Source organism: Streptomyces sp. NPDC028289 (assembly GCF_055565975.1).
Window position 1 is genome coordinate 102399 of sequence record NZ_JBVHTI010000011.1, and the last position, 22416, is coordinate 124814.

A 22416-nucleotide genomic window follows, 5' to 3' on the forward strand; every position below is an offset into this window, starting at 1 on the left:
GCCGCGCGCGCAACGCCGGTCAGCGCGCGAGCTGTACGCCCGCCGCGGTGCCGTCGGTGACCAGGTAGCCGCGGCCCGGTACGGGGGCCATGCGGTCATGGCGGGGGAGGGCGGCACCCAAGAGGTCGCCGTCGAGGTCGTGGTCCGGGACGAGCAGGATGCCGCAGCGGGCTTCACGGGCGCGCTGGGTCCAGTGACCGTAGGTGCGCCGCAGTGCCTCGGCGCGGCCGGCCGCGATGAGGTGGCAGCCGGGGGCGGCGGCCGACAGCCAGCCCTCCAGGACCCCTGGTCCGTCCTCCACCGCTTCGGCGTCGTCGACCAGGAGCAGGGTCGGGCCGGGCAGCGCGGACAGGGCGTCCCGGAGGCCGTCGTAGTCGGTGACGAGGGCGGTCAGCCCGGACACCTCACGCAGCGGTGAGCGGCGGGGGGCGAACGCCACGACGGCGGGCGGGGCAGGGGCCGCCATCACCTGGCGCGCGATGGAGCACAGGGCGGTGCTGCGGCCCGTGCGCTGCGGTCCCGCGATGAGCGCGTGCTCGCGCTCGTACAACCGCAACGTGGCGTGGTCCCGTGTGTCGGCGTCCAGGCCCACGGGGATGGTCCAGGGCTCGGCGACCACCGAGGCGGGTGCCGCCAGACCGGAGAGGGGGAGCTCGGTGGGCAGCAGGTCGACGCGGGGAGCGCTGCGGGCGGCTCCGGGCCAGCGGGCGGCGGTAGCGGCCGCGGCGGCCGCGATGTCCTCACCCGGCCAGGCGATCTGGATCACGTGACGGTTCGCGGCGACCAGCGCCCGGCCCGGTACGTAGGTGGGGACCGAGCCGCGCGGCACGTCGAAGTAGCCGTACTCGGCGGGGTCCGCCAGGCGCATCAGCAGCTTCTGTTGGGTCAGCGCCGCCCAGGCGCCGGGCACCGAGCCCGAGCGGTCCGCAGTGACCGCGAACCGGATGCCGACGGCCGGACCGTCGGCGTAGACCCGGGCCAGCTCGTCGATCAGGTTCATCCCGGTGGTGTCCTTGCCGAAGTCCGAGATCAGGGCGCCGAGGTTGTCCAGCAGCACGAGCCAGTCGGGTAGGCCCGCGCCGCCACTCGACTTGCGCCGGTCGAGTTCCCGGCGCAGCAGCCTGACCAGGCGTACCTGCCGCTCGCGCTCGGCCGGCCCGATGTGGGCGCCGGTGTGCGGGAGCACGGTCAGCGGCGCCAGATCGCCCGCGCCGAGGTCGAGAGCGAAGATGTGGCACCGGTGGGGTGGTGCCGAGCCCGCGGTGGCCAGGGCGAGCGCGGCGAGGGCGGCGGTCGTGCCGGTGCCGCCACCGCCGTAGATCACGAGGTTGCCGGCCGCCGGGTCCCAGCCGACGGGGTACTGGCGCTGCCGGTCGGGGTCGTCGGCGAGGGCGTACGCGGGCAGGCCGGCGGCCTCCGTCTGCAGCCCGCGCTCGGCGACGGGCGGCAACTCGCCGTGGCGTACGACGCCGGGCAGCGGGTCAGGCCAGGGGCGGCGGGGCTCGGCCATTCCCGCGAGCCCCGCGGCCTCCCGGGCGGCCGCGACCAGCCGTTGCAGGTCGGTGGCGCCTTCGCCACCCTGGTCGGCCGGTCCGACGGCGGGCAGACCGAGCAGGAAGGGTACGGCGGTCACCGGGGCGGTCGTCGGGAGCAGCGAGGTGACGCCGGTGGACAACGCGGTCTGCACAGGCAGGACTTCACGGGCGCTGAGCCGGTAGAAGGCGCGTCCCCACTGACGGCTGCCGATCCCGGCGGCGGCCGGGCTGTCGATCACGTCCTGGGAGTCGCCGGTGCTCTCCAGCCGGAGCGCGATGCGAAGTTTGACGTTGTTCTTGATGGCGTCGCTGACCGAGCCCGTGGGCCGCTGGGTGGCCATGATCAGGTGGACGCCGAGGCTACGGCCGCGCTGGGCGATGCTGACCAGCGAGTCGACGAAGTCCGGCAGGGCCTTGACCAGGGTCGCGAACTCGTCGATGACCACGGCCAGCCGGGGCATCGGCTCCAGTTCCGCCCGCCCGCCGTCCCGCAGCCGCTGATAGTCGCGCACATGGCTCAGACCCGCCCCCCGCAACAGGCGCTCGCGGTGGTGGATCTCGGCCTCGAGGCAGCGCAACGCCCGTTCGCTGAGCTGCTCGTCAAGGTCGGTGACCAGGCCGACGGTGTGCGGAAGGGCGGCGCACTCGTCCAGCGCGCCGCCGCCCTTGTAGTCCACCAGGGCGAAGGTCAGGTGCTCGGGGTCGGCGTCGACGGCCATGCTCGCGATGAGCGTGCGCAGCAGCTCGCTCTTGCCGGAACCGGTGGTCCCGGCGATGAGGGCGTGCGGTCCGTCGTCGTCGAGATCGACGGTGAACACCTCTCGCTCGGTGACCCCGAGAACCGCCTGGACCCGCAGCCCGGGGGCGCGTTTTCGCCATTGCTCGGCCACCTCGGCGCCGCGCGCCTCGACCAGGTCCAGGAGGGGGAGCAGCGAGATCCGGTCGGGCAACCCCGCGCCCTCGACCCCCAACTCCGGGTCCTCGAAGCGGGCCAGCGCCCTGGCCGTCGCCCGCGCCTCGGCCTGCGGCACTCCGTTGAGCAGGACCTTCCCGACGACCTCCCCGGAGGCCACGTCGCGTACCCGGCCCGTACCCTCGGCCGAGGCGGTGATCACGCTGGTGCACAGCGCGGGCAGCCGCTGCGTCAGCACCAGCCCGCCGCAGCGTGGGGAGCCGCCCGCGAGCAGGTCCCGCAGCCGGTTGGGGCGACCCTCCAGCAGCGTGGCACCGTCCACGACCACCAGGAGCACGGCACCGCCCGTGTCCTGGGTGCCACGCGCCGCACCGCCAGCTTCCGCGCCGGGCGCGGCCGCGAGTAACTGCCGTGCCAGCGCGTCGGTCTCTTCGGGGCCGACGGCCACCAGGCGGGCCGTCCCGGACCGTGCATCGGCGCCGTGGGGCAGCCACTTCGTCCAGTCCCAGTCGGTGAGCCGGTCGGGGTCGGTGAACACGGCGACCGTCACGTCCGCCGGTCCGCTGTCCACTACGGCCTGGCACAGCAGGGACCTCGCGACGGCCAGGCACGCCTTGCGGTTCCCCTCGAACCCCACCGCCTCGCCGGCCGAGACTCCGACCACGACCGGCACCTGCGAGGTGGTGGACCGCGCGCCCAGTATGGCGGCCGGTTCCGGCGCCGGCTGCGGGTCGGAGCCCGCCAGCCGCGGCGACCAGGGCAGGTCGGCGGTGCCGGCCACCACCCTCAGGAAGTCCTCGGCGCCGGGGCGCCGTTCCCACAGCCGCACCCCCGGGGCGGCGGCCCGGTAGGCGACTTCTGCCGGGTCGGGGTGGGCCTCGCGGCGCTCCCGGACCGCGGCGGCGTGCCGATCGGCCACCGTGAGCTCGAACTCCGCCAGCCGGACGGCGTATTCGCGCATCCCGCGGCGCAGTCCCGACCTGCCGCGTATCCGCTCCTCGATGAAGTTCCCCACGAACATCAGCGGGGTCAGGGCCGCGAGGACCGCGTAGCGCATGTCACCGGTGAGGGCGACGGTCGCACCGGCGAGGGCCAGCGGGGCGAGCATGCTGGAGAGGCTGAAGGGCGCCTTGTGCGTGTTCGGGGGCGGCGCCGGCACGACGACGGGGGACTCCTCACCCGAACGGCCCACGCGTGGTGCCCGGTTGAACGGCAGCGTGCCGCCGGGCCCTGCCTCACGGACGGGGTGGACGCGCTGCACGGGGCCGAGCTGATCGGGCGGCAGCACCCGGACCAGGACCTCGCCACCGAGCGACACCAGGTCGTCGGGGGCGACGCGTACCGCGTGGTGGATACGGATGCCGTTGACGTCCGTGCCGTTGACGGAGCCGAGGTCGGTGACCGTCACCTGCCCGTCCGGCAGGACGTCGAACGCGCTGTGCAGACGGGACACCCCGGTGGCGACGACGCGTACGTCCGCCTCGGCGCCCCGCCCGACGACGGTCCGGCCCATGGCCAGCGCGACACCGCAGCCCGCCTCCAGACCGCCCACCAGCCGCAGGACGGCAACGGGTTTGAACAGGGCCGGGGTATGGCCTCCGGAGGGGCTCACCCTCGATCCGTGGACTAGACCGGACTCGCTCAGCACTGTCTGCGGGGGCACCACACGGCCGTCGATGTCAACCCCACCGCCGGGCAGGCCCACAGCCGCCATCAGGTCTTCCACCAAGGCGTCGGGCCGCCCGAGCCGCAGCTCGAGCTCCCGCTCGCGATCACCCTCGGCACAGACGATCCGCACGGCGCGCTGCCTCCCACTCGGTCCGGATACGACGGGCGCGGCGAGTCTTGCGCACCGGGGCGGACCGGTCATCGACCACGCGTGCAAGGCACTTGACGCGCAGCGCAGATGACGCGTGACTCGTGGTCAGCGATGAGGTCAGCCGCGAAGCCGCAGTCTGCGGTAGGCGCCGGGCGTCACACCGTAAGCGGACTTGAAGGTCCTGTTGAACACCGCGGGGTCCCGGAACCCCCACCGCGATCCGATCTCGCACACGCTCCGTCCGGACAGCGACGGCTCGGCCAGATCCCTGCGGCAGTGCTCCAGACGGCGTTCGCGCAGGAACCCGCCCACGGTGTGCCGTTGCTCCTGCTGGAACACGTGGTGCAGGTACCTCAGCGAGATGTGGTGGGCGCGCGCGATGGAGGGGGGCGACAGATCCGGGTCCGCCAGGCGGCGTTCGATGTATCTCTTGATCTCCGTCACCAGCGCGTTCGTCCGCGAGGTAGCCGGTCCAGGAGGGTGCGACGCAGCCGTGCCGCTCGGCGGCGAGCCGGACTCGCTGCCGAGGAACGCGTTCGTGAGGCTGATCGCCGCATTTCCCAGCCAGGCCGTGTGCGCCGTCTCGACGAGCGGTGCCTGCGCGGCGAGTCCTTCGAGGAAGGACGTGAGGAGGGCCGCCGGCCCCGAGCGCGTCGGCGCGGGGCGCCCGTTCATGACGCGAAGAACCTCCCCGGGCAGGGGGAGCGCCGATTCGGGCAGGTGCAGGGCCGCCGCTCGGGCCTGTCGCCCTCCCACGGCGGACAGTTCGGCACTCTCGGAAGGCCCCGCCAGCACCATGTGACCGGGCTCCAACCGGACCACCGTCCCTTCAACCCGCACCTCGAGGGCTCCGCAGGCGGCGTGGACCAGGTACCACGTGGCTGGGCCGTCGGCGGCCGGCCGACGGCCCAGAGCCGACATGGCGGGCAGCCCGGGCGGGCGTAACAGCGACAGCCGCACCGGCCCGAAGTCCACCTGGTGATGCTCCGGCCAGCCGCTGTCGTCGGCCCGCGGTGCCTCCGGCTCGTAGTGACGGGTTGTCGTGCTGTCGGATGCGTGCATGTCCTGTTCCCCCCGAAACATGCCTGGAACTCTGGGCACTTGCGGCGGCGACCGCGGTCGGAGTGGGAAAGGCAGTAGGTGAGCTGAGCCCCCGGCCGGACCTGTGGTTGCCGTCCAAGCTTTGGCCTCGATGGTGGGCTGGGCGGGCGGGCGCGGGGAAGCGGCGACGGACAAGTGCCCCAATCGCGGGACGATCCAGCCGCTGAGCTGCGGGGACGCTCGGCGACTGGGTAGCGGCGTGGGACGCCCGTGAGATATTTGGGTAGGGGAGGAGGTGACGTGGTGCGCTGGCGACCGCTGCCGAGGGACATGCCGATCGAAGTGGCCCGGCTGGTGAGGGACATGCGCCGGCACATGGACCGGAGCGGGGTGAACACCGCCACGCTCGCCTCCAAGACCGGGTACAGCCGCAGTTCCTGGACGCGGTACCTCAACGGCCGCAGACTGCCGCCCTGGCCGGCGGTCGAGGGGCTGGGACGGTTGGCGCAGGCCGACTGGGAGCAGTTACGCGTGCGGTGGGAGTCGGCGGCCCATGCCTGGACCCCGGCGAGCCGGACTGGTGGAGCCGATCCGCGCGACGATGCGGCCGACGCACGGCAACAGGCCCCGCAGGGACCGGCTGAGCGTGCGGAGGCGCCCGGAGAGGCGACCGCCGGGTCCGCGCCGACTGCGGGCGCGCCCCGGTGGATCATCCCCGGGAGATACGGGTGGAGTGCTGCCGCGGTGGTGGCGGTGGCGGCCGCGAGCTGCGCCCTGCTGGTCGGCCTTCTCTTCTTCCGCCCCTGGTCTTGGTCGGGCGCCGGCCGACCCCCGCAGGGCGCTCCCTCCGGAGCTCCGGCCTGGCCGTGGGCGCTCGCATCCGGTACGGACCAGCAGGCCGCGGCGTGCCGGTCGGCCGGCTGCCGGGGCCTGGACCCGTACAGGGAACGATGCGACCGTGACCGCGTGGTCGTGAACCGTCTGACCGCCTACGGCCACGTGCTGGCCCTGTGGTATAGCCCGGCCTGCCTGGCAAGCTGGGCGGAGATGGAAACACCCGAGGGGTCGACGGACTTGGAGGTCACAGTGAACGGCGGCGGCCTGGAGGTGGCCGGCCCGGGAAGGGCGTACACGGCGATGGTGGGCAGCGGGCCCGGCGCGGTGCGGGCCACCGTCCTCGTCGACGGTCACCAACTCGGTGTCGGACGCTACGACAGTTGGCTCGACTCTGTCACCGGCAGAGAGCCAGGGTGACACTCCTGGTGCGCAGTTGGTGGAATGTCCCTTCGTCGTAGACCTCGTAACAGCCGTCCTGGTCCACCCGCAGAGGCAGGTCGTAGCGCTCGCCCTGGTAGACCGTCCACCGGCCCACAGCGACCAGGCGCTCCAACACTGCACCCCACGTGGCAGACCCGACGATTCCGTCCGCCGACAGTTGGTGGTTGCTCTGCCAGACCCGGGTGACACCGGCCGCGGCCTGGTCGTAGGTGCAGGTGACGCCGGACTGGGAGACGTAGCCGTCGGCCCACAGGACGCTCTGCCACAGGCCGACGACGTCGCTGCGCGGCGTGCGCCCGACCACCAGTTGCGGGGAAGCTCGCAAACCGTCGGCTAAGAGCACGTCGTCGCGGGAGCCGAGCCGACTCCGCGCCAGGCCGCTCCCGGAGCACGCTGCCGCTATTAGCAGCACACACAGCGCGGTACGCACCGCGGCCCTACCGCTCATGGGACTGTCATAGCGCCGACCCGCCCTGCTAGGAGTGCCGTTGGCGTGAATTGATTGTCCGTCACGCTCTGGACTGTCCGAAGTCGCTACGGTGAGACAGGTAGAGCGAAGCTTCGCAACAGCGGCTCGGGGGCAGGCGTGACGGAGTGGAAGCCGTTGCCGGACGGTCTTGCGTCCGACATCGGGCGCCTGGCTGTCGAGTTACGGACATTGAAAGACAGCTCCGGGCTCAGCCTGGCCCGTCTCGCCGAGCGCACGCTCTGCAGCAAGTCCTCCTGGGAGCGCTACCTCAACGGCAAGGCCCTGCCTCCGCAGCATGCTGTGACCTCCTTGGGGAAGCTCGCCGACGCCGACTTCACCCGACTCCTGGCGCTGTGGGAACTGGCGAACAACGCCTGGCACGGTCACGACGACGGCGACATGCCCCCCGTGACGTCGGCAAAGACGGCCGCCGAGCCATCGGCCCCGCGCGCCGACGAGCCCGTGCCCGTCGCTACGCAATCCACCCCGGCGCCCCCCACGGACAGTGCTCCCGCTGGCTGGAGGCAAACCGGGGTACCGTCCGTCGGCGAGCACCTTCAAGGCCGTCGGAAGTGGGCCGTCATCGCCCTGGGTGTCTGCCTGGTGACGGGCGGCGTCCTGTTCGGTGTGCCGGGCAGCGGTTCCGGCCCGCACGGCAAGTCCGACCCGGCGATCGCGACCACCAGGCAACTCGACGTGAACTGCTTCGCCGACAGTTGCACAGGCAAGAACCCCAAACTTGCCGGTTGCGGCGGCGACTCCTGGACCGCCGCACTCACCGAAAGCGGATCGGTCTACATCGAGTTACGCTACAGCGACGCCTGCAAGGCCGCCTGGGCCCGCATCAGTTGGGCCAAGCCCGGCGACATCGCCCAGATCGTGGGCCCGGCAGGCAGGAAGTACGAGGGCAAGGTCCACTACGCCACGGACAATTTCAGCGCGATGATCGCGGCCCCCAGCCCTTCGGAGGCCCGAGCCTGTGCCCTGCTCACCACCAGGGTGCGGTTCTGTACCGACCCCGGTGGCACCCAACACCTCACTGAGGCCCCGAACCCACCCACCTCAACGCCGTAGGCGCTGGATCGCGCCAGGCAAGCAGATCGGGGTACGCCTCAGCCCTCACTCCGACGGTGCTCCGTGTGCCCCGCCGTGGACCGACGCACTGTCCGAGGCCGACAAGCCTGATGATCTGGCCTCATGGCCCCGGCGGTGGCCAGTCGGTGGCCGGACGCCTTAGGACGACCTCGCACGAGCCAACACAGGTCAACCATCTGCGCATGTTCTGACCAGGCAGGACAGCATCAAACAGCACGACCAAGCACCACGCAGCACGAACGCTCGCGGACTCGTAATGCACGGGTCCCGGGTTCGAATCCAGTCGCCCCGCGACACCCGTCCGGGGGCTTGCAAGCGCTCGACAAGCCGCTCCGAATCAGGGACTTTTCAGGGACTTTCAGCTCTGTCCCGGGGACTTTCCAGGGATTTTCCGCTGGGTAAGCGGAAAAGGCCCTGACAGCTTCGAAAGACACAAAGCCCCAGGCCAGAGCCTGTTTGACGCATCTCACCAGGCTGTGTCCCCGTGCAGTCCACATGGGCTGGGTGATGACGCGCGGATGAGGCCCTGGCGGCCGCCGCGAGAGCCACTCACGGCAGTGCCGCCATGGGTGCTGTTCCGTGGCCCAACTCGCCCTGGAACAGCGCCACTTGGCGGCGTCGCCGCACCCCCTAGTACGTGTAGAACCCCGACCCCGTCTTCCGCCCCAGCCGGCCCGCCTCGACCATGCGCTGGAGCAGCGGGGGAGCGGCGTACAGCGGCTCCTTGTACTCGGCGTACATGCCGACGTCTGAGGTGATCGGTCTGCTGAGGGTGCGCATTTTGGGGCGAATGCCAGTGTGTTTCAGTAGGGACGGCCAAGTCTCGGTGCTTCAGGGTTCACGGCATGTCGCGCCGGCTCATCCCGGCCATCGGCCGCAGCGGGGCGCGCGGGGTGGGAAGCATTGCTCGGGCCGTGCGTGGACGCTGCGCACGATTCGGGGTTGGTTGCGAAATTGCGCAGGCTGCCCAATGCCACGAGCCAGGACTGTCGTGTGTGGCGTTTGTGGAGACCCCATAACCGGGGTGTGGTCAGTATGGGTCCTCAGAGGGTGGGGATTTTTGCTCGGCGTGGGAGGAGCGGTCTGTAGGCGACTTGCGGTGCGAGTCCGGGAACGCCGGGGTGAGTGTGGCACGCGAAGCGGGAGCGAAGACTCCCTCCAGAGCTGACTACCTGTCAGTAAAGTCAGCATTGGGTCAGCATCAGTCCGATCAAAGCTGACTACGGCTGGCGAAACCTGCACTTCGAGGTGCGGTGGAACCAGCGGTGTGAAGGGGGTTTGCTCCGCCTGTCTGCGCGAACCGGGCGGGGTGTGTTTCGCCTCGCCCGGCGCTACGCGTGACGGACTGTGAAGTACCTGTTCAGCGCACTCGACCCCGTGGTTTTAGCGGCACCGGCGGCAGTTCGGGTGCAGGGAGGGGCGCCCCGTCGTAACCCTTCACTTCCCCAAATCTCGACCCGTTCATCCAGTCCTCCCGGGCCTGTTTGATATCGTCCTGGGTACGCCCGACGAAGTTCCACCACATATCGAGCCCCATCGCTGTTCCTGCTGGTCAGCGGGGATCGAGCCCCCTGCTGGTCAGCAATAGGTCAGCATCGGTCGTGGGGAGTCGTTCGGCATGGCGCAGAGTTCCTTGCCCAGGGGCATGGGGTCGTTCTTCAAGGAGTGCGGGCATCCGCAGTCTCGGTGGGCGAAGTGCCCTCATCCATACAAGATCCGGTACCAGTCGGCGACCGGGAGTCAGACAGAGGAGTCCGGGTTCGCGAGCCAGGACGACGCCATCGAGCGTTTGACAGAGGTCTACAAGGAGAAGAAGGCGGCACGGCGGTCGGACACCAAGGCGGAGCGCATCCGCAAGTATGGGTCGATGCGCTTCGCGGATTACACCGAGGAGTGGAAGGCCGGGCAGCGGCACCTGGCTGTCCCGTCGGTGCGCCACCTCGACTCGCTCCTGGAGCACCACATCTACCCGGCCCTCGGTAGCCGACGGATGAACTCCTTCGACCACAAGGTCGTTGACGGTTTCATCCGCACCATGGAACGCAACGGCGCCGGCTTGGCCACTCAGTCCAATGCCTTCGACAAGGTGCGGGCGATCCTTCTCGACGCCCACCGACTGGGCCTCTTTCCGGACAACCCCGTTGCTGGGGTCAAGGCGCCGCAGTACGACCCCGCGAAGGCGGTGATCCCGTCCCCGGGCCAACTGCGTGGCATACGTACTGCCGGCGACGACGCATTCATGCTGATCGTCGACTTGATGAGCGGCTGCGGCCTGCGGAACGGCGAGGCGGCCGCCGTGAACCTCAGGAACATCGTGGCGGATGACGTGTACCGGGTCAGTGAGCAAGTCGTCATGTCCACCCGGCAGTATGGGCCGCTCAAGCACCGGAAGCCGGGGGAGTACCGCGATGTTCCCCTCCCGGCGCGGGTCAAGAATGCGATCGAGTGGTACGCCGAGACGTACGGAACGGTCGACGGTTACTTGCTGCGTCAGGCTACTGACCGCAGTCGGCCGTACCCGCACTACGCGATGGACAACCAGTGGCGCCGGATCAGGGCATCGGGCACGGTGGACATCCCTGAGGGGATGGTCCTCTACGGGAACCGCCACTTCTTCGCGTCGAACTGCCTGAGCAACGGCATTCCCATCACAGACGTTGCTGAGTGGATGGGGCACAGGAGCATCGACGTCACATTCAAGATCTACCGGCACCTCATGCCCGGTTCGATCAGCTCCGCTGCCCAGATCCTTAACGTCGGCCTCGTCGCGTGAATGGATGGGTGCATCAGGCTGTGTCCGGTCGTGCTGTAGAACTCAGATTTGATTCGCGGTGTCGCTGAATATGCACCTGCAGTAGCGGGAATCACCAGCGCCTGATCCGATCCTTGAGCAGCAAGGGCTGAGCTTTTACTCCATCGAGACGGCGAACTAGGCCTGGGGGTAGAGGCGTTGGACTGTGCGCAGCGAACGCGCAGGATGCGATGAAGTGCCTGTGGGTGTTTTAGCTCGCCGACGGCTTGAAGTCAACGACCTTTCGGTCTGCTTCGCGCTGCTGCGTGAAACTGTGTCCCCAAAGATATCGTTGCCTGGTTCGCCCCACCGGCGCCCCTCCAACAACTTTTAGGCGGCGAGGTCGAGATCGAGGATCCTGGCGGCTGTACTTATCGAGCCGGGCATCAGGTGCCGATAGATCTTGAAGGTGACATCGATGTTCTTGTGACCCATCCACTCCGCCACGTCCGTGATGGGGATTCCGTGGGTGAGGCAGTTCGAGGCAAAGAAGTGACGGAGTCCATAGAGCACCATCCCCTGGGGGACATCGTCCTGGTTTCTCTCCTTGATACGCCGCCATTGGTTGCTGAGACCGTAGTAGGGGAACGCCCGAGTGGGGTCCTTGGGGTGGCGTAGTAGGTAACCGTCGACGGTTCCGTGTTTGGTGGCGTACCGCTCGATGGTCTGCTTGACTCTCGCTGGCAGGGGTACGTCGCGGTAGTCGTTGGGTCGACGGTGCTTGAGGGGGCCATACTCCGCGGTGGTCTGGTTGACTTGCTCCCTGATTCGGTAGACGTCGTCGGCCACGATGTTGTCGAGGTTGACGGCGGCCGCCTCGCCGTTCCGCAGACCGCAGCCGCTCATCAGGTCGACGAACAACGTGAACGTCTCATCGCCGGCAGAGCGTATGCCTCGGAGTTGCTCGGGCGACGGGATGACGGCCCGCGTCGGGTCGTACTGCGGAGCCTTGACACCGCTGAAGGGGCTTTCGCTGAACAGACCCAGTCGGTGAGCGTCGAGGAGGATTGCGCGCAGTTTATCGAAAGCGTTGGACTGGGTGGCCAGGCCGGTACCGTTGCGCTCCATTTCCTGGATGAAACCCTCAACTACCTTGTGGTCAAAGGAGTTCATGCGCCGGCTGCCGAGCAATGGAAAGAGGTGATGCTGGAGCAGGGAATCCAGGTGACGTACGGAAGCCGGGCCCAGGTCTCGCTGACTGGCCTTCCATTCGGTAGCGTACTCCTCGAAGCGCATCATCCCGTACTTCTGGATACGCTCGAACTTCGGCTGAGAGCGATGTGCCGCCTGCTTCCCGTTATAGATCTCGGTCAGGCGAAGGACCGCTTTCCCCTGGGTTGCGAAACCAGACTCTTCCGTCTGGCTTCCGGCTGCAGACCTGTACCGGATGGTGTATAGGTGAGGACACTTGGACCACTGTGTCTGGGGGTGCTCACACTTCTTGAAGAAGGAGCCCATCCCGCGAATCATTGAACGGTGCAAATGGAGGATATCCGTTCCTGTGGTGCGCAATTTATGACGGGGAAATCTTTCGCAACTGTGCTCTTGTCTATGGGATGCGTTGTTGCCTGGTCCACGCCTCCACCTCCGAGAGCTTGAATCGGATCTTGGCGTTCCGGCCCGCTCCGAACCTATAAGGGGTGAGTCCCATTTGGGTCGCTTTCTTGTATATCCATGAAATGGATACATTCAGATAAGCGGCGGTTTCTTGCGCTGTCATGAATTGGATACTTATGTCCCCTCTGGATTGTCGGCTCTGAGATTCTCTTTGGACGCCGAGCTGCGATGGTTCAATGGTCCGGTCGATCGCCGGTTTGGCCAACCGGCGAAGGGGTGCTACATTCCGCGGCGCTGAAGGCGTCAACGGCCTGCAGGCTCTATGGCTCACGGAATGACTGGCATCGACGCCGGAAGGCTGGCGACGGGAACCGGTCGATCGTCTCGTGCGTGGGGCTTGACGATTCGACCCCAATCGCCAATCCAAGCCTCGCCCTTCGCCTGCGGCGTTGGTGGCATCCATTCCGTTGCGCGTGAAACCTGCCTGCAGGTTCTTCGTCTGCTGGTGGTACATGCCTGCCAGGCTGCTGACCAGCGCAGATAGCGCCTTCCCGGGCGGTGAGCGCGCCGCTGGCCCGGGTATGGTCCGGATTTTGATCCGAGTCTCGGCTCGACGGATGTACGCCGTCTCTTCTGAGTAGGTCTGGCCAGTGGTTGCAGATGGCCTCGTGTTCGCGGCTGGCGACCAAGTCGTCCCACGGAGCGAGGCGTGGCATCACCGGGCTCGGCTGCTGGGGCCGAGGTTGTGACCCCACGCAGGGGCGGTGACGAGCCCGACGCGGTCCGCCGGCACCTGCAGAGGCCCATCTGGTGTAATCCCTCGCGGGGGCGAGGGAAGAGTTGGAGGCGGGGGCCTGATGTACGAGCTGGACTGCACCGGCTCACGGCCGACAGTCGGTCGTTCATTCGATGCGTGGTGCCTGCCCCCATACGGATGGCGCCAGCACGACGTGTACGGCGGATGGTGTCCGCCGTCCACTCTCCGGGAGGTGTCGCCCAAGCGCGGGTGCGAGCCCGGTCGCCCAGGTTGCCCCACGCCCCGCACCGGCACAGGACCGACTGGTGCTGCAATGGGTCGCCAAGGCATCCCGTCCTCTGGTGGATCTGCATGATCCGGCCCTGGCGCGTGACGTGTTGGAGTCGCTGCGCCGCAAGCTGGACGGGGGGTGAGGCGGCGGTGGAGACGATGCGCCGCAAGCGCAAGGTGCTCGTGCATGCGCTTCACTACGCCGTGGAACGGGGTGAGCTGGGTCGTCTGGAAGGCCACGAAGATCAGGAACGTGGTGGCCGCGGCACCCACGACCCGCCGGTCGGCGAGCGGTGCCAGCCGCCGCTCCCGGAGGGTCAACGCGGCGGCCGCTTGCGGGAGTTGCCGAAGGAGGGCGGCCAGTTCGGCGAGGGCGGCCGCGCCCAGCCCGGTCACCAGCCACATCGTCGGCCGCCAGTCCGTGCGGCCGATCCCGGTGCCCAGTGGAACCCCGAGTGCCGTCGCGACCAAGCAGCGTTCGCCTGATGCACCGTCAGACTTGTGATCGCGTAGACGTGTTCAATCGACACCCTCCTGGTGCGCAGGGTGCGCCGTCGTCGGACGATCTGCAGTGCCTGGTCGGCTTGCGGGAACGGCAGTCCCGGCACGGTGGCGGCCTTGAGCCAGCGGATCTCGTCGCGGTCGTGCGCGGTGGCCCGGGTGCACAGCGGGTGACGGCGGCCCGGCGGTGGCGCGGGTCGGGCGGGCGAGACAGTCGGGCCAGCAGATCGCGTAGCTCGTCGGGGGTAGGCCCGATCACAGCCCGCGAGTTGTGACAGCTCGGCGGGGATGGGTGACGATGGAGCAGTAGGCACGTTCTTCCGTTGTGGTGATCAGCGAACTCGATACTCCATGATCACCGGAAGCCGTGCCTGTGCGCGTATCCGTCGCCCTTCACGAACCGCCCATCACCGCCGACTTGAGGTATCGGGCACATACCGGCAGCTTCAGGTCAACCGCGAGGACGACGGAGCCATGACGCCGAAGGGTGGGCGGCCAATGACCTCTCCGCTGACCCGTGTCCCTACGGGCAAAGCTGCGATGGGTGCCGCTCCGTTCCGCACAACCCCCTCTGCGGCGGGCACGTCTGGGCCCGCGGGCCGCGCGTACTCATCCATCAACAGATCATGACGCAGTGCGCGGCCAGGGGCTCTGGAAAGTGCTTGATGGTCCGTGCCATGCGCTGCCTCTGACCTGCGGCCGGCAGCACGCGCCCGCAGCGCCGCTGATGCGGACACTCCGGGCCGAATTTAGACTGACGAAGGCATAGAAAGTGCCAGATTAGGGAGATGCGCCATGGCTAAGCGAGGGAACAAGCGACGCGGCCGCAAGAAGAAGAAGGCGAATCACGGCAAGCGTCCCAATGCCTGAGCCAACCTGAGCAGAGGGCCGGACTCGACGAGACCGAGGCCGACTTTTGAAGACTGGGGGTGCTGACCTGGGCTTTCACCGGTCTGTCGGGCAGGGGAGGTGTCGGTCGTTCCGACACAGAGTCACCCTGACTTCGTGAGCAACCGCCCTCTCATCGTCGTGGAGGCCCCAGACGCACGGGGGCTGCGGGCCGTGCGCGTCCGAGGAGAGACCATCGGACCGGTCTGGTCGGCGCGCGGGCTGAGACGCCTTCTCCGGCGGGCGGGCCTGCCTCCGGACGACCTTGATGTCGACGACCCCGGCCGGGTCGACTGGGAGGCGGACAAGTCCTCCTGGCCCGACTGTCCATGGCGAAGATGTGCCGCCGGCGCCTTGATGGCGCTGGGCCTACTGGTCTCGGCCGCGGTCCTCTTTCATGTGGGCACTACGGACGCGTTCAACGCCCTGCCGTACGGCGGTCGCGTCGTGGGCGTCGCCTTCATCGCCGCGGCGCTGGCCGAAGCGGTCACAGCGCTGGCCGTGTGCGACTACTGGGGCAAGAGGGCCATCTGGGTGCGCCCAGTGACTGGTGCATAGAGCCAGCTTCAGCGTTCGGAGTCCAGGGCGCTGAGGAGATTGTGGGCGCCTGCCAGAGAGAGTGCGTCGATGAGGTCCAGGCATCGTTTCCGTAGGTGTGGAGGGCTCTGGCGGTAGAGTCTGAGGACGACCGACACCAGGTAGTAGCCCTCGGCTGCCCGTCGGGTTCTGACGTCGCCAATGTCGGCGCCGCTGAAGCGGAGGATGCGTTCACAGACGTCGATGGCGACGGTTGGGAGTATGCCGGCGTGCTGGTGAAGAGCGAATGACAAGTGCTCGGAGTTGGTCGAGAAGGCCGCACTGTCCATGAACGCATGGATGAGATCGTTCGCTTGCTCTGGTGGCAAGTCGAAGACGTCACGCAGGGATTGAGAGGCGTTGGTCCGCGTTTCCTCGTCTGGGTCGTTCAACAATTCGGTGAGAAAGGGCGAATCGCCGGGGTGCTGGGCGAAGACGGCAGCGGCACCCCTTCGTGCCTCGACGCTCAAATCGTGCGGGTCGTCGGGTAGGCCGGTGGTCGGCCATCCGTTCAGGAGTGCGACGGCCCAGGTCTGACCTGCGAGTTCCGCTGCAGTGCCTCGGGTGCCCAGCGCGCGCTTCAAGTGCGGTGTGAAGCGGCCGGGGGCGTGGAACAGCGCTTTGATCAGCAAGCGCTGGGTGGTGGTGGCGTTGTGGATGCCGGCGCTTGGATGATTGAGCAGACGGTCGGCGGCGTCCAGCGCGATATCCGGTGCATGGTCCATGAGACTGCTCACCGCTCGGGCCGCGCAAACTCGGACCGCTAGGAGAGGGTCGTCGGCCAGACACATGATGCGTTCGGTGAGGAAATGCCGGTGCTGGTCGTGATGACCCACGAGTGAGCTCAACGTAGTCGCTGCCTGACCGCGCCTGGAGTTCATCCCGGCGGCCAGCAGATCATCACCATCGCCGCTTCCTGCCCCGGCTGGGTCGTGATCTGGATCTGAGTCGGTGGTGTAGCGGCCGAGGATTGTCGCCAAGTCAGGCGTGAACAGCTGCGGCATCGATTGCAGGATGTTGCAGACCGCATGTGTGATCTGAGGGCCGGCAACGCGGTCCGCGTGGGCCACCAGGTTCGTCCAGCGCGTGGCGGTGACGTGCGGTGCCACGCTCGTGATGATGGCCGTGAGGTAGACAGCCGATGCGTCACTGTCCAGAGTGAGCGCCAGGTCGCAGAACCGGTCAGGTTCACCCTCGGCACAACCACGCAGGACCTCGGCGAGTTCAAGAGGGCCGCCACGGCCGAAGACGGGGCGGTAGTCGGACCTGGCGTACTTCGCGAAGGCTCTGCGCCAATGTTCGTCGGCCATATGCCGGGCTGCCTCCGGCCTGATGGGGGAGCCGACGGAGGACACCGTGGTTGCAGCAGGTGGTGTGGGCCGTTGACCGGGGAATTTGCGATCCCACTGGGCCAGCCGGTGGCGGACTGCGGGACTCCGGCGGAACTCTGCGATGGCTGATAGCAGCTCGTACTGGGACCATCCCCACCCGCTCGGTCGGCCCTTCTGCGGGAGCTCCCAGGACGGATAGTGGTCGAGCAGCGCAGCGGTCAGATGGTTCAAGGTCGGTTCGCCGCAATGCGGAGTAGCGGCCTCTATGAGCTCTCGCGTTGCCCAGCGGCGGCTGCCGCTCCAGCCCAGGCGTAGGTTGCGTTCGTCGGAGAGTAGCCACTCGATGGCGTCGTCAGGGCGGCCGAGGACCGCGTACATGCGGCACACGAGAAAGCGAAGTTCCTCCGGGTTCTCGTGTGCCGGGAGTGTCAGGGCCCGCAAGGCGGTTTCGACGGCTTCGGGAGCGGCGGTGGGCAGTGTGCGCAGAGCCCTGTCCAGGTTGTTGAACAGGGACTGATCGACGCCATGGCCCCCTACAGAGCGGTATGCCCAGTGACCTGTCGGTGTCTGGCGCTCGGCGCTGCTGGCGGTGGCCACGTCGATGACGAAGGGCAGGACCGCTTCCACGTACGACTGGGGCTGTACTGCGGCGATCCCCGAGAGCACCTTGCCCGCGGACTGTGAGTGCGTAGGCAGGTGCTGGGAGGAGAACGGGTCCCCGGAACCAGAAGCACGCGCCCGTGCGGCACCGCGGCGCAGGTAGGCGCCGACCAAGCGAGCAGCGCCGACAGGGTCCGTCTCTTCGAGACCGTAGAGTACCGACCAGAAGTCGCTGTTGACGGCAATCGGTCCACGCAGTTCGTCCAGATGACCGGCCTCGACAAGACCCGCGGCCAGGTCGACGAGTCCCGGGGTGAGTGACCACTCGACCAGAGCTTGCACACGACGCTGCCACTCGGGTGTCGTGGCGATGAAGGGACCTACGAGCTCGGCAGCCCGCTTGGGTCTTTCACGGGCGGCGGTCAGCAGACTCCCAAAAACGTCATTGACGGTATCGGCCGTGCTGAGCCAGGTTTCCCAGCGCTGGTCATGGTCGGCAGCATCGAACCACTGGGGCCGGGAGAGCAGCCCACGCACCTTCGCGGACGAAGTCGCCGTGCCGAAAGCGACCGGCTCGACGGCCTGCCAGTCTTCCGGCTGGGCATCCAATTGGCCGAGCACGCCGATGACGACATCATGAAGGTGAGGACGGATGTCCGCGGAGTCCAGTAGCCGGGCGACGGTGGTACGGAACCGCGCTCGGTCGGTACCCGCGAGGTGTTCCAGGATCTGACGGGTCTGTGCCCGTCGGAACAGGTACTGGCCGGAGGATGCCAGGAATTCGTGAACGTCGCGGCCGTCAGACAGAAAAGCCAGTGCGAACAGGTAGTCGAAATACGTCTCGTGGAAGAAGCCAATCTTGTCCTGGTCACGGAACAAGACGGCCTCGGACTCCATCGCCGCCACTTGGTGCACGGAGAAGGCGGCAAGGACGGACTCCGGCGCTTGGAGCACTTCATGCTGGCTGAGATGGGCTGTTAGCGCGCTGGTGATCTCTGGCCAGGCGAGAGCTCCGAGCCGCTGCTCGATCTTCCTGCGTATGTCGGCGGTGTACCGGTCGTACAGCTGCTGCAACGTCCGGAAAGGCAGGGCGCGGGCTTCCGGAGACAAACGGCTGAAGACCGACAGGTGCAGAGGCGTCCTCAGTAGCTGCCGCGTGGCGGCACTCATATGCTCGGGATTATCACCTGCCGCGGTGAGCACCTCCCGTACTGCGTCCTCTCCGAGGATGTCGAGCGAGAACCGCTCTACACGTCCCTGGTCGGACACCAGATCTGACAGCCTTGGATCGTTGGAGATGTCGACTGTACGGACGGCTAGAAGCACTTTGACGTTCGGGGCAGCCGACAATTCCTCCAGCACGTCCTCGACGGCATCGTAGGCATCCGACATGCGGCCGCTGTACGCGCTGACCGCGTCGAGCTGGTCGACGACCAGCAGGGCAGGCCCCTCGTCAGCGACCGCTGCCAGCAAAACACCCGGTGAGTCTGCGAGGTCCATCCGGCGACCCAGTGCCTTGGCCGTCTGGACCGTCGCGTTCATGCGATCCATGCTGACAGCTGCTGCCGGCCAGCCCCGCTCCGTCATAAGGGCCACCACGTCGGCGGCCACGGTCGACTTCCCCGACCCCGCACCGCCCTCGCACACCACGATCTGCGGACCATCCTCAGGACTCAGCCGCTCACACAGCTGTGCCAACTGAGGCTGGGACGCCAGTCCGAAAGCCGGTTTGGTCTTGGCCACGCGTCGGACGAATCGCTTGACAGTTGCATCGAGGGCCAGGTGAGTGCTGGGATCCCCCGGTAGCAGACGAGGGCGCACACCGGGCAGACCAAGCAGATGGTCCCGGATTTCAACCGGCGTAATCCTTTGGTGGAGCCGGTCGCCCAGGTAGCTGCCCAGCTTGCTGACGATCATCTCCGTGTCTCCGGCGAAGAGGCACTCGTACTTCGTCGACACCATGCGCCGCAACGCCTCGGGGGGCAGATGCTCCACGTGCACGCGTCGCAAGTACTGCCAGCCGGTCTGCTGATCGACAGGGTGCTCGCCGATCGTCCAGTTGCCGATCACGGACGCGAAGTCGGGTGGCTGTTTCTGAGTCAGGACTTCCTCGAACTCGTCGAAGGTTTGCGCGGCGCGAGCCCGATCGGCCAGGTCGTCAAGCTTGGGGCAGCCAGTCGACAACACCAGCCTGACCCGCTTGCCCACTTCGATATGACCGTTGACTGCTCTGAGGATTTTCCCGACCCGGGTGATGCTCCACTCTCCCTGAGAGGGCACGTTTTTGGCCTGCTCGCACCACGGTCCGTCCGGTTCATCGATCTCGAACTCGATGCCCTCGCCGGCACTTCCCGGGGGCTCCAGTCGGATCGCGGTAGCCTGGCCCGTGAGCAGATCCGCCACGCGCAGGGCGGTCCACCAGTCCTCGTACTGGTTTCCCACCTTGTCCGCCGCGCCGCCCGGCAACCCCATCCCGGATCCCCTTTTGCCGCCCCAACACAAACCGCCACACACTCTAAAGGCTCCCACTGCCAAGGGAGCCAACCGTAGGACGTCGCAATTTAGGGGACGATACGGGCCTCATTCGGAGGGGGCGCAGTGCCTCCCCGCAGGCGGGCATCCCGCCAGCATTCCGCAGGTCTCCGGTGGCATCTTGTCCCTCTTGGAGCCAGCCGCCCGCGGCAACACCAAGTGGTGGAAGACACCGCTGGTTCTACCCCTGGATCCTGGGCCGCACGTACCGGCTTCTGTGCGGCAGCTTCGGGTTGGTGGGGCTGGAACACAGAGGCGACGAGATCACTCGGCCGTGACGCTCGATTGACGCTCGGACTGAGGGCCCCGCATCGACCGGACCAGCTGCAAAGCCACCATTAGCTCGACATCCTCGCGCCCACAGGCCCTTGACGGCAGGGCCCAGCCGCACACTTCACGGCCTTAGGATCAGCCCCGGCCCAGGCGGCGGCTCGGCCACGGTCGGCCCTGGACGCCGAAGATGAGGAGATCGTAGGTGGTGGGGTCGGGCCACCGCCGTGCTCCAGGAGATAGGTGGCGAACGGTCCCGCCCGGTACAGCGGGCTGTTCACCGTCAGGCCGGGCTCGCGGTACTCGTGGTCCACGGACCCAGTGACGCCGTCGAGCCGGCGGACCGCCGCTGCCGGGTCGGAGCCGGGAGGGTTCAGCCGGGCGCGGGCGCGCAGGAATGCCGCTCGCTGTCACCGGCGAAGTCGCCTGTCCCGCCTGGCGGGCGCTGCGCCGTCGGTGCCTCCTCGCCGATCTTCGCCTATACACAAGGCGTTGATGGGGATTCTTGGAAACGGGTCTGGGCGGAATTTCGTGACGGTCACGATCGGGCAGCCGACGTCCCGTGTTTGATGGCGGGAATGCCCTGGTCATGGGGGATCTGTCTGCGTTGAAGGACGTGCTGTTCCCGAACTCGCCGGGGATGGTGCTCGACCGGTTGACCGAGGTGGGCGGGGTCGTTGTGGCCGAAGCCCACAGCGCCGTACTGGAATTGAGGTGCCCGGACTGCGCGGCTGCCTCGCGCCGGGTGCACAGCCGTTACGGGCGGCGGCTCGCCGAACATCCCGCCGGCGGGCGCCGCCTGGTGGTGAAGCTAGAGGTCCGGCGGTTCTTCTGCGACGCACCCGATTGCGGACGACGCACGTTCGTCGAGCAGATCAAGGGTCTGACCACGCGTTATGCCCGCGCCGGGCCCGGAGTGAAGGCGTTGTGGCGGTCCGTTGCACTCGTGGCGGGCGGCCGGCCGGGCATGCGGCTGTGCAACTCGCTGGCCGTGCCCACCGGCAGGGCCCGGCTGCTCGGCCAGCTGCGCGCGCCCGAGGTGCCCGCCCGTAGTCCGCGGGTACTGGGCGTCGACGACTTCGCCTTCCGCCGCTCGCGCACCTACGGAACCATCCTGGTCGACGTCGAGAAGTCCGCCCCAGTCGACCTGCTGGCCGACCGCACCAGCGAGACGCTCGCCGCCTGGCTCACCGCACACCCCGGCGCCGAGATCATCTGCCGGGACCGCGACAGCGGCTACAGCCGTGCGATCAAGAAGGCAGCACCGGGCGCAACCGAGGTGGCCGATCGCTGGCACCTACTTCAGAATCTGTCGGCCGCGGTCGAGAAGACCTGCCATCATCACCGCGCCTGCCTGCACAAATACGCCTTGGACGACGTAGTCGCGCCCACACCGGCGACCGCACCACCCACGGCACTGTTGCCGCTGACGCCGCCGCTCGACAACATCCCCACGACCCCGCTCATGCAGCGGGTGACCGAACGCTATGCGGAGATCCACCGGTTACGGGAGGCGACGTGGACAATCAGCGCCATCGCCCGCCGGTTCGGACTGGACCGCAAGACCGTCCGCCGCTACCTCACCACCGACCTCGACGTACTGATCGCCTCGGCCCGCGACCGCCGCCCCCGCCAGATCGACCCCTACCGTCCCTACATCCAGCAGCGTTTCGCCGATGGCTGCACCAACGCGACCCAGATCTACCGGGAGATCCGCGAGCACGGCTTCCGCGGGAACCACCAGGCCGTGCGTCTCCACGTCCGCAGCCTGCGGGACGGCACCGCGGCCACCGAAGCCTCCTGGCCGATACCCAGCCCTCGCAAGCTCACGTCCTGGATCATGCGCCCACGCGACACGTTGAGCCGAGACGAGCAGGCCCAGCTCGACGAGGCACGCATCGCCTGCCCAGACATCGCCGCCGCCTGTGACCTGGCCCGCGTCTTCGCCGGCCTGGTCCGCGACCGCCGCGGCCACCTCCTGGCCGCCTGGGTCCGCGAAGCCGAGACCAACGGGCCCGGTCCGGTACGGGGCTTCGCCGGATTCCTGCGCCAGGACTGGGACGCCGTCCTCGCTGGCATGACGCTCGCCTACAGCTCCGGCGTCGTCGAAGGCCACGTCAACCGTTTAAGATGATCAAGCGGCAGATGTACGGCCGCGGATCCTTCCAGCTCCTCCGCACCCGCGTCCTGCTG

General features: G+C 68.0%; 13 protein-coding genes and 2 pseudogenes. 7 read left to right on the forward strand and 8 right to left on the reverse strand.

The window, feature by feature from the left end; all coding sequences use genetic code 11:
- Window positions 1-19: 19 nt before the first annotated feature.
- On the reverse strand, window positions 20-4246 hold the full coding sequence (locus tag ACZ4UV_RS45300; RefSeq protein ID WP_451018247.1) for an FtsK/SpoIIIE domain-containing protein: 4227 nt from the start codon (window positions 4244-4246) through the stop codon (window positions 20-22).
- A gap of 138 nt (window positions 4247-4384) precedes the next feature.
- Window positions 4385-5329, reverse strand: a complete 945-nt coding sequence (locus ACZ4UV_RS45305; protein WP_451018248.1) for an AraC family transcriptional regulator — start codon at window positions 5327-5329, stop codon at window positions 4385-4387.
- A gap of 279 nt (window positions 5330-5608) precedes the next feature.
- On the opposite strand from ACZ4UV_RS45305, the gene ACZ4UV_RS45310 reads away from it, so the two are divergent.
- Entirely contained in the window at window positions 5609-6562 is a 954-nt protein-coding gene (locus ACZ4UV_RS45310; protein WP_467846815.1) for a helix-turn-helix domain-containing protein, read from the forward strand.
- Here ACZ4UV_RS45310 and ACZ4UV_RS45315 read toward each other — a convergent pair.
- A complete protein-coding gene (locus tag ACZ4UV_RS45315) occupies window positions 6540-6890 on the reverse strand; it encodes a peptidoglycan-binding protein (RefSeq protein ID WP_467846822.1) in 351 nt (116 codons plus the stop codon). The two genes, ACZ4UV_RS45310 and ACZ4UV_RS45315, sit on opposite strands and share 23 nt — an antisense overlap.
- Window positions 6891-7088: 198 nt before the next feature.
- Between ACZ4UV_RS45315 and ACZ4UV_RS45320 the strand changes: the two genes are divergently transcribed.
- Complete coding sequence (locus tag ACZ4UV_RS45320) at window positions 7089-8129, forward strand: helix-turn-helix domain-containing protein (protein WP_451018251.1); 1041 nt, start codon at window positions 7089-7091, stop codon at window positions 8127-8129.
- A 651-nt stretch (window positions 8130-8780) separates the two neighbouring features.
- Here the strand turns inward: ACZ4UV_RS45320 and ACZ4UV_RS45325 are convergent.
- Window positions 8781-8891: pseudogene (locus ACZ4UV_RS45325) on the reverse strand (3-hydroxyacyl-CoA dehydrogenase family protein); the annotation flags it as partial.
- Window positions 8892-9510: 619 nt separating this feature from the next.
- Window positions 9511-9681, reverse strand: a pseudogene (locus ACZ4UV_RS45330) (pirin family protein); the annotation flags it as partial.
- Window positions 9682-9795: 114 nt separating this feature from the next.
- Here ACZ4UV_RS45330 and ACZ4UV_RS45335 point away from each other — a divergent pair.
- Window positions 9796-10923 carry a tyrosine-type recombinase/integrase gene (locus tag ACZ4UV_RS45335; protein WP_467847444.1) on the forward strand — a complete coding sequence of 376 codons (1128 nt, stop codon included), beginning with the start codon at window positions 9796-9798 and terminating at the stop codon, window positions 10921-10923.
- Between the two features lie 348 nt (window positions 10924-11271).
- Here the strand turns inward: ACZ4UV_RS45335 and ACZ4UV_RS45340 are convergent, their stop codons facing one another.
- Window positions 11272-12399 carry a tyrosine-type recombinase/integrase gene (locus ACZ4UV_RS45340; RefSeq protein WP_467846827.1) on the reverse strand — a complete coding sequence of 376 codons (1128 nt, stop codon included), beginning with the start codon at window positions 12397-12399 and terminating at the stop codon, window positions 11272-11274.
- A gap of 91 nt (window positions 12400-12490) precedes the next feature.
- Window positions 12491-13012 (reverse strand): helix-turn-helix domain-containing protein, encoded by a 522-nt coding sequence (locus ACZ4UV_RS45345; protein ID WP_467846831.1) that lies wholly within the window; start codon window positions 13010-13012, stop codon window positions 12491-12493.
- Between the two features lie 663 nt (window positions 13013-13675).
- Between ACZ4UV_RS45345 and ACZ4UV_RS45350 the strand changes: the two genes are divergently transcribed.
- From ACZ4UV_RS45350 to ACZ4UV_RS45360, 3 genes are all read left to right on the forward strand, one after another.
- Complete coding sequence (locus tag ACZ4UV_RS45350; protein ID WP_467846834.1) at window positions 13676-14011, forward strand: hypothetical protein; 336 nt, start codon at window positions 13676-13678, stop codon at window positions 14009-14011.
- Window positions 14012-14821: 810 nt separating this feature from the next.
- On the forward strand, window positions 14822-14896 hold the full coding sequence (locus ACZ4UV_RS45355; RefSeq protein WP_099504217.1) for a 50S ribosomal protein bL37: 75 nt from the start codon (window positions 14822-14824) through the stop codon (window positions 14894-14896).
- Between the two features lie 135 nt (window positions 14897-15031).
- Window positions 15032-15472, forward strand: a complete 441-nt coding sequence (locus tag ACZ4UV_RS45360) for a hypothetical protein (RefSeq protein WP_467846837.1) — start codon at window positions 15032-15034, stop codon at window positions 15470-15472.
- An 8-nt stretch (window positions 15473-15480) separates the two neighbouring features.
- Here ACZ4UV_RS45360 and ACZ4UV_RS45365 read toward each other — a convergent pair whose 3' ends face one another.
- Window positions 15481-19893, reverse strand: a complete 4413-nt coding sequence (locus tag ACZ4UV_RS45365) for a hypothetical protein (protein ID WP_467846840.1) — start codon at window positions 19891-19893, stop codon at window positions 15481-15483.
- 919 nt (window positions 19894-20812) lie between these two features.
- Here ACZ4UV_RS45365 and ACZ4UV_RS45370 point away from each other — a divergent pair.
- The gene (locus ACZ4UV_RS45370) at window positions 20813-22357 is read left to right on the forward strand and encodes an ISL3 family transposase (RefSeq protein WP_467846842.1); all 1545 of its coding nucleotides are present in this window, start codon (window positions 20813-20815) and stop codon (window positions 22355-22357) included.
- Window positions 22358-22416: the final 59 nt, after the last annotated feature.

What these genes read in the sequence shown, in the direction of transcription:
- ACZ4UV_RS45370 (WP_467846842.1), top strand. Translation starts at nt 20,813, where the DNA reads ATGGGGGATCTGTCTGCGTTGAAGGACGTGCTGTTCCCGAACTCGCCG.
- ACZ4UV_RS45335 (WP_467847444.1), top strand. Translation starts at nt 9,796, where the DNA reads ATGGGGTCGTTCTTCAAGGAGTGCGGGCATCCGCAGTCTCGGTGGGCG.
- ACZ4UV_RS45305 (WP_451018248.1), bottom strand. Translation starts at nt 5,329, where the DNA reads ATGCACGCATCCGACAGCACGACAACCCGTCACTACGAGCCGGAGGCA.
- ACZ4UV_RS45345 (WP_467846831.1), bottom strand. Translation starts at nt 13,012, where the DNA reads ATGTACCACCAGCAGACGAAGAACCTGCAGGCAGGTTTCACGCGCAAC.
- ACZ4UV_RS45365 (WP_467846840.1), bottom strand. Translation starts at nt 19,893, where the DNA reads ATGGGGTTGCCGGGCGGCGCGGCGGACAAGGTGGGAAACCAGTACGAG.
- ACZ4UV_RS45340 (WP_467846827.1), bottom strand. Translation starts at nt 12,399, where the DNA reads ATGGGCTCCTTCTTCAAGAAGTGTGAGCACCCCCAGACACAGTGGTCC.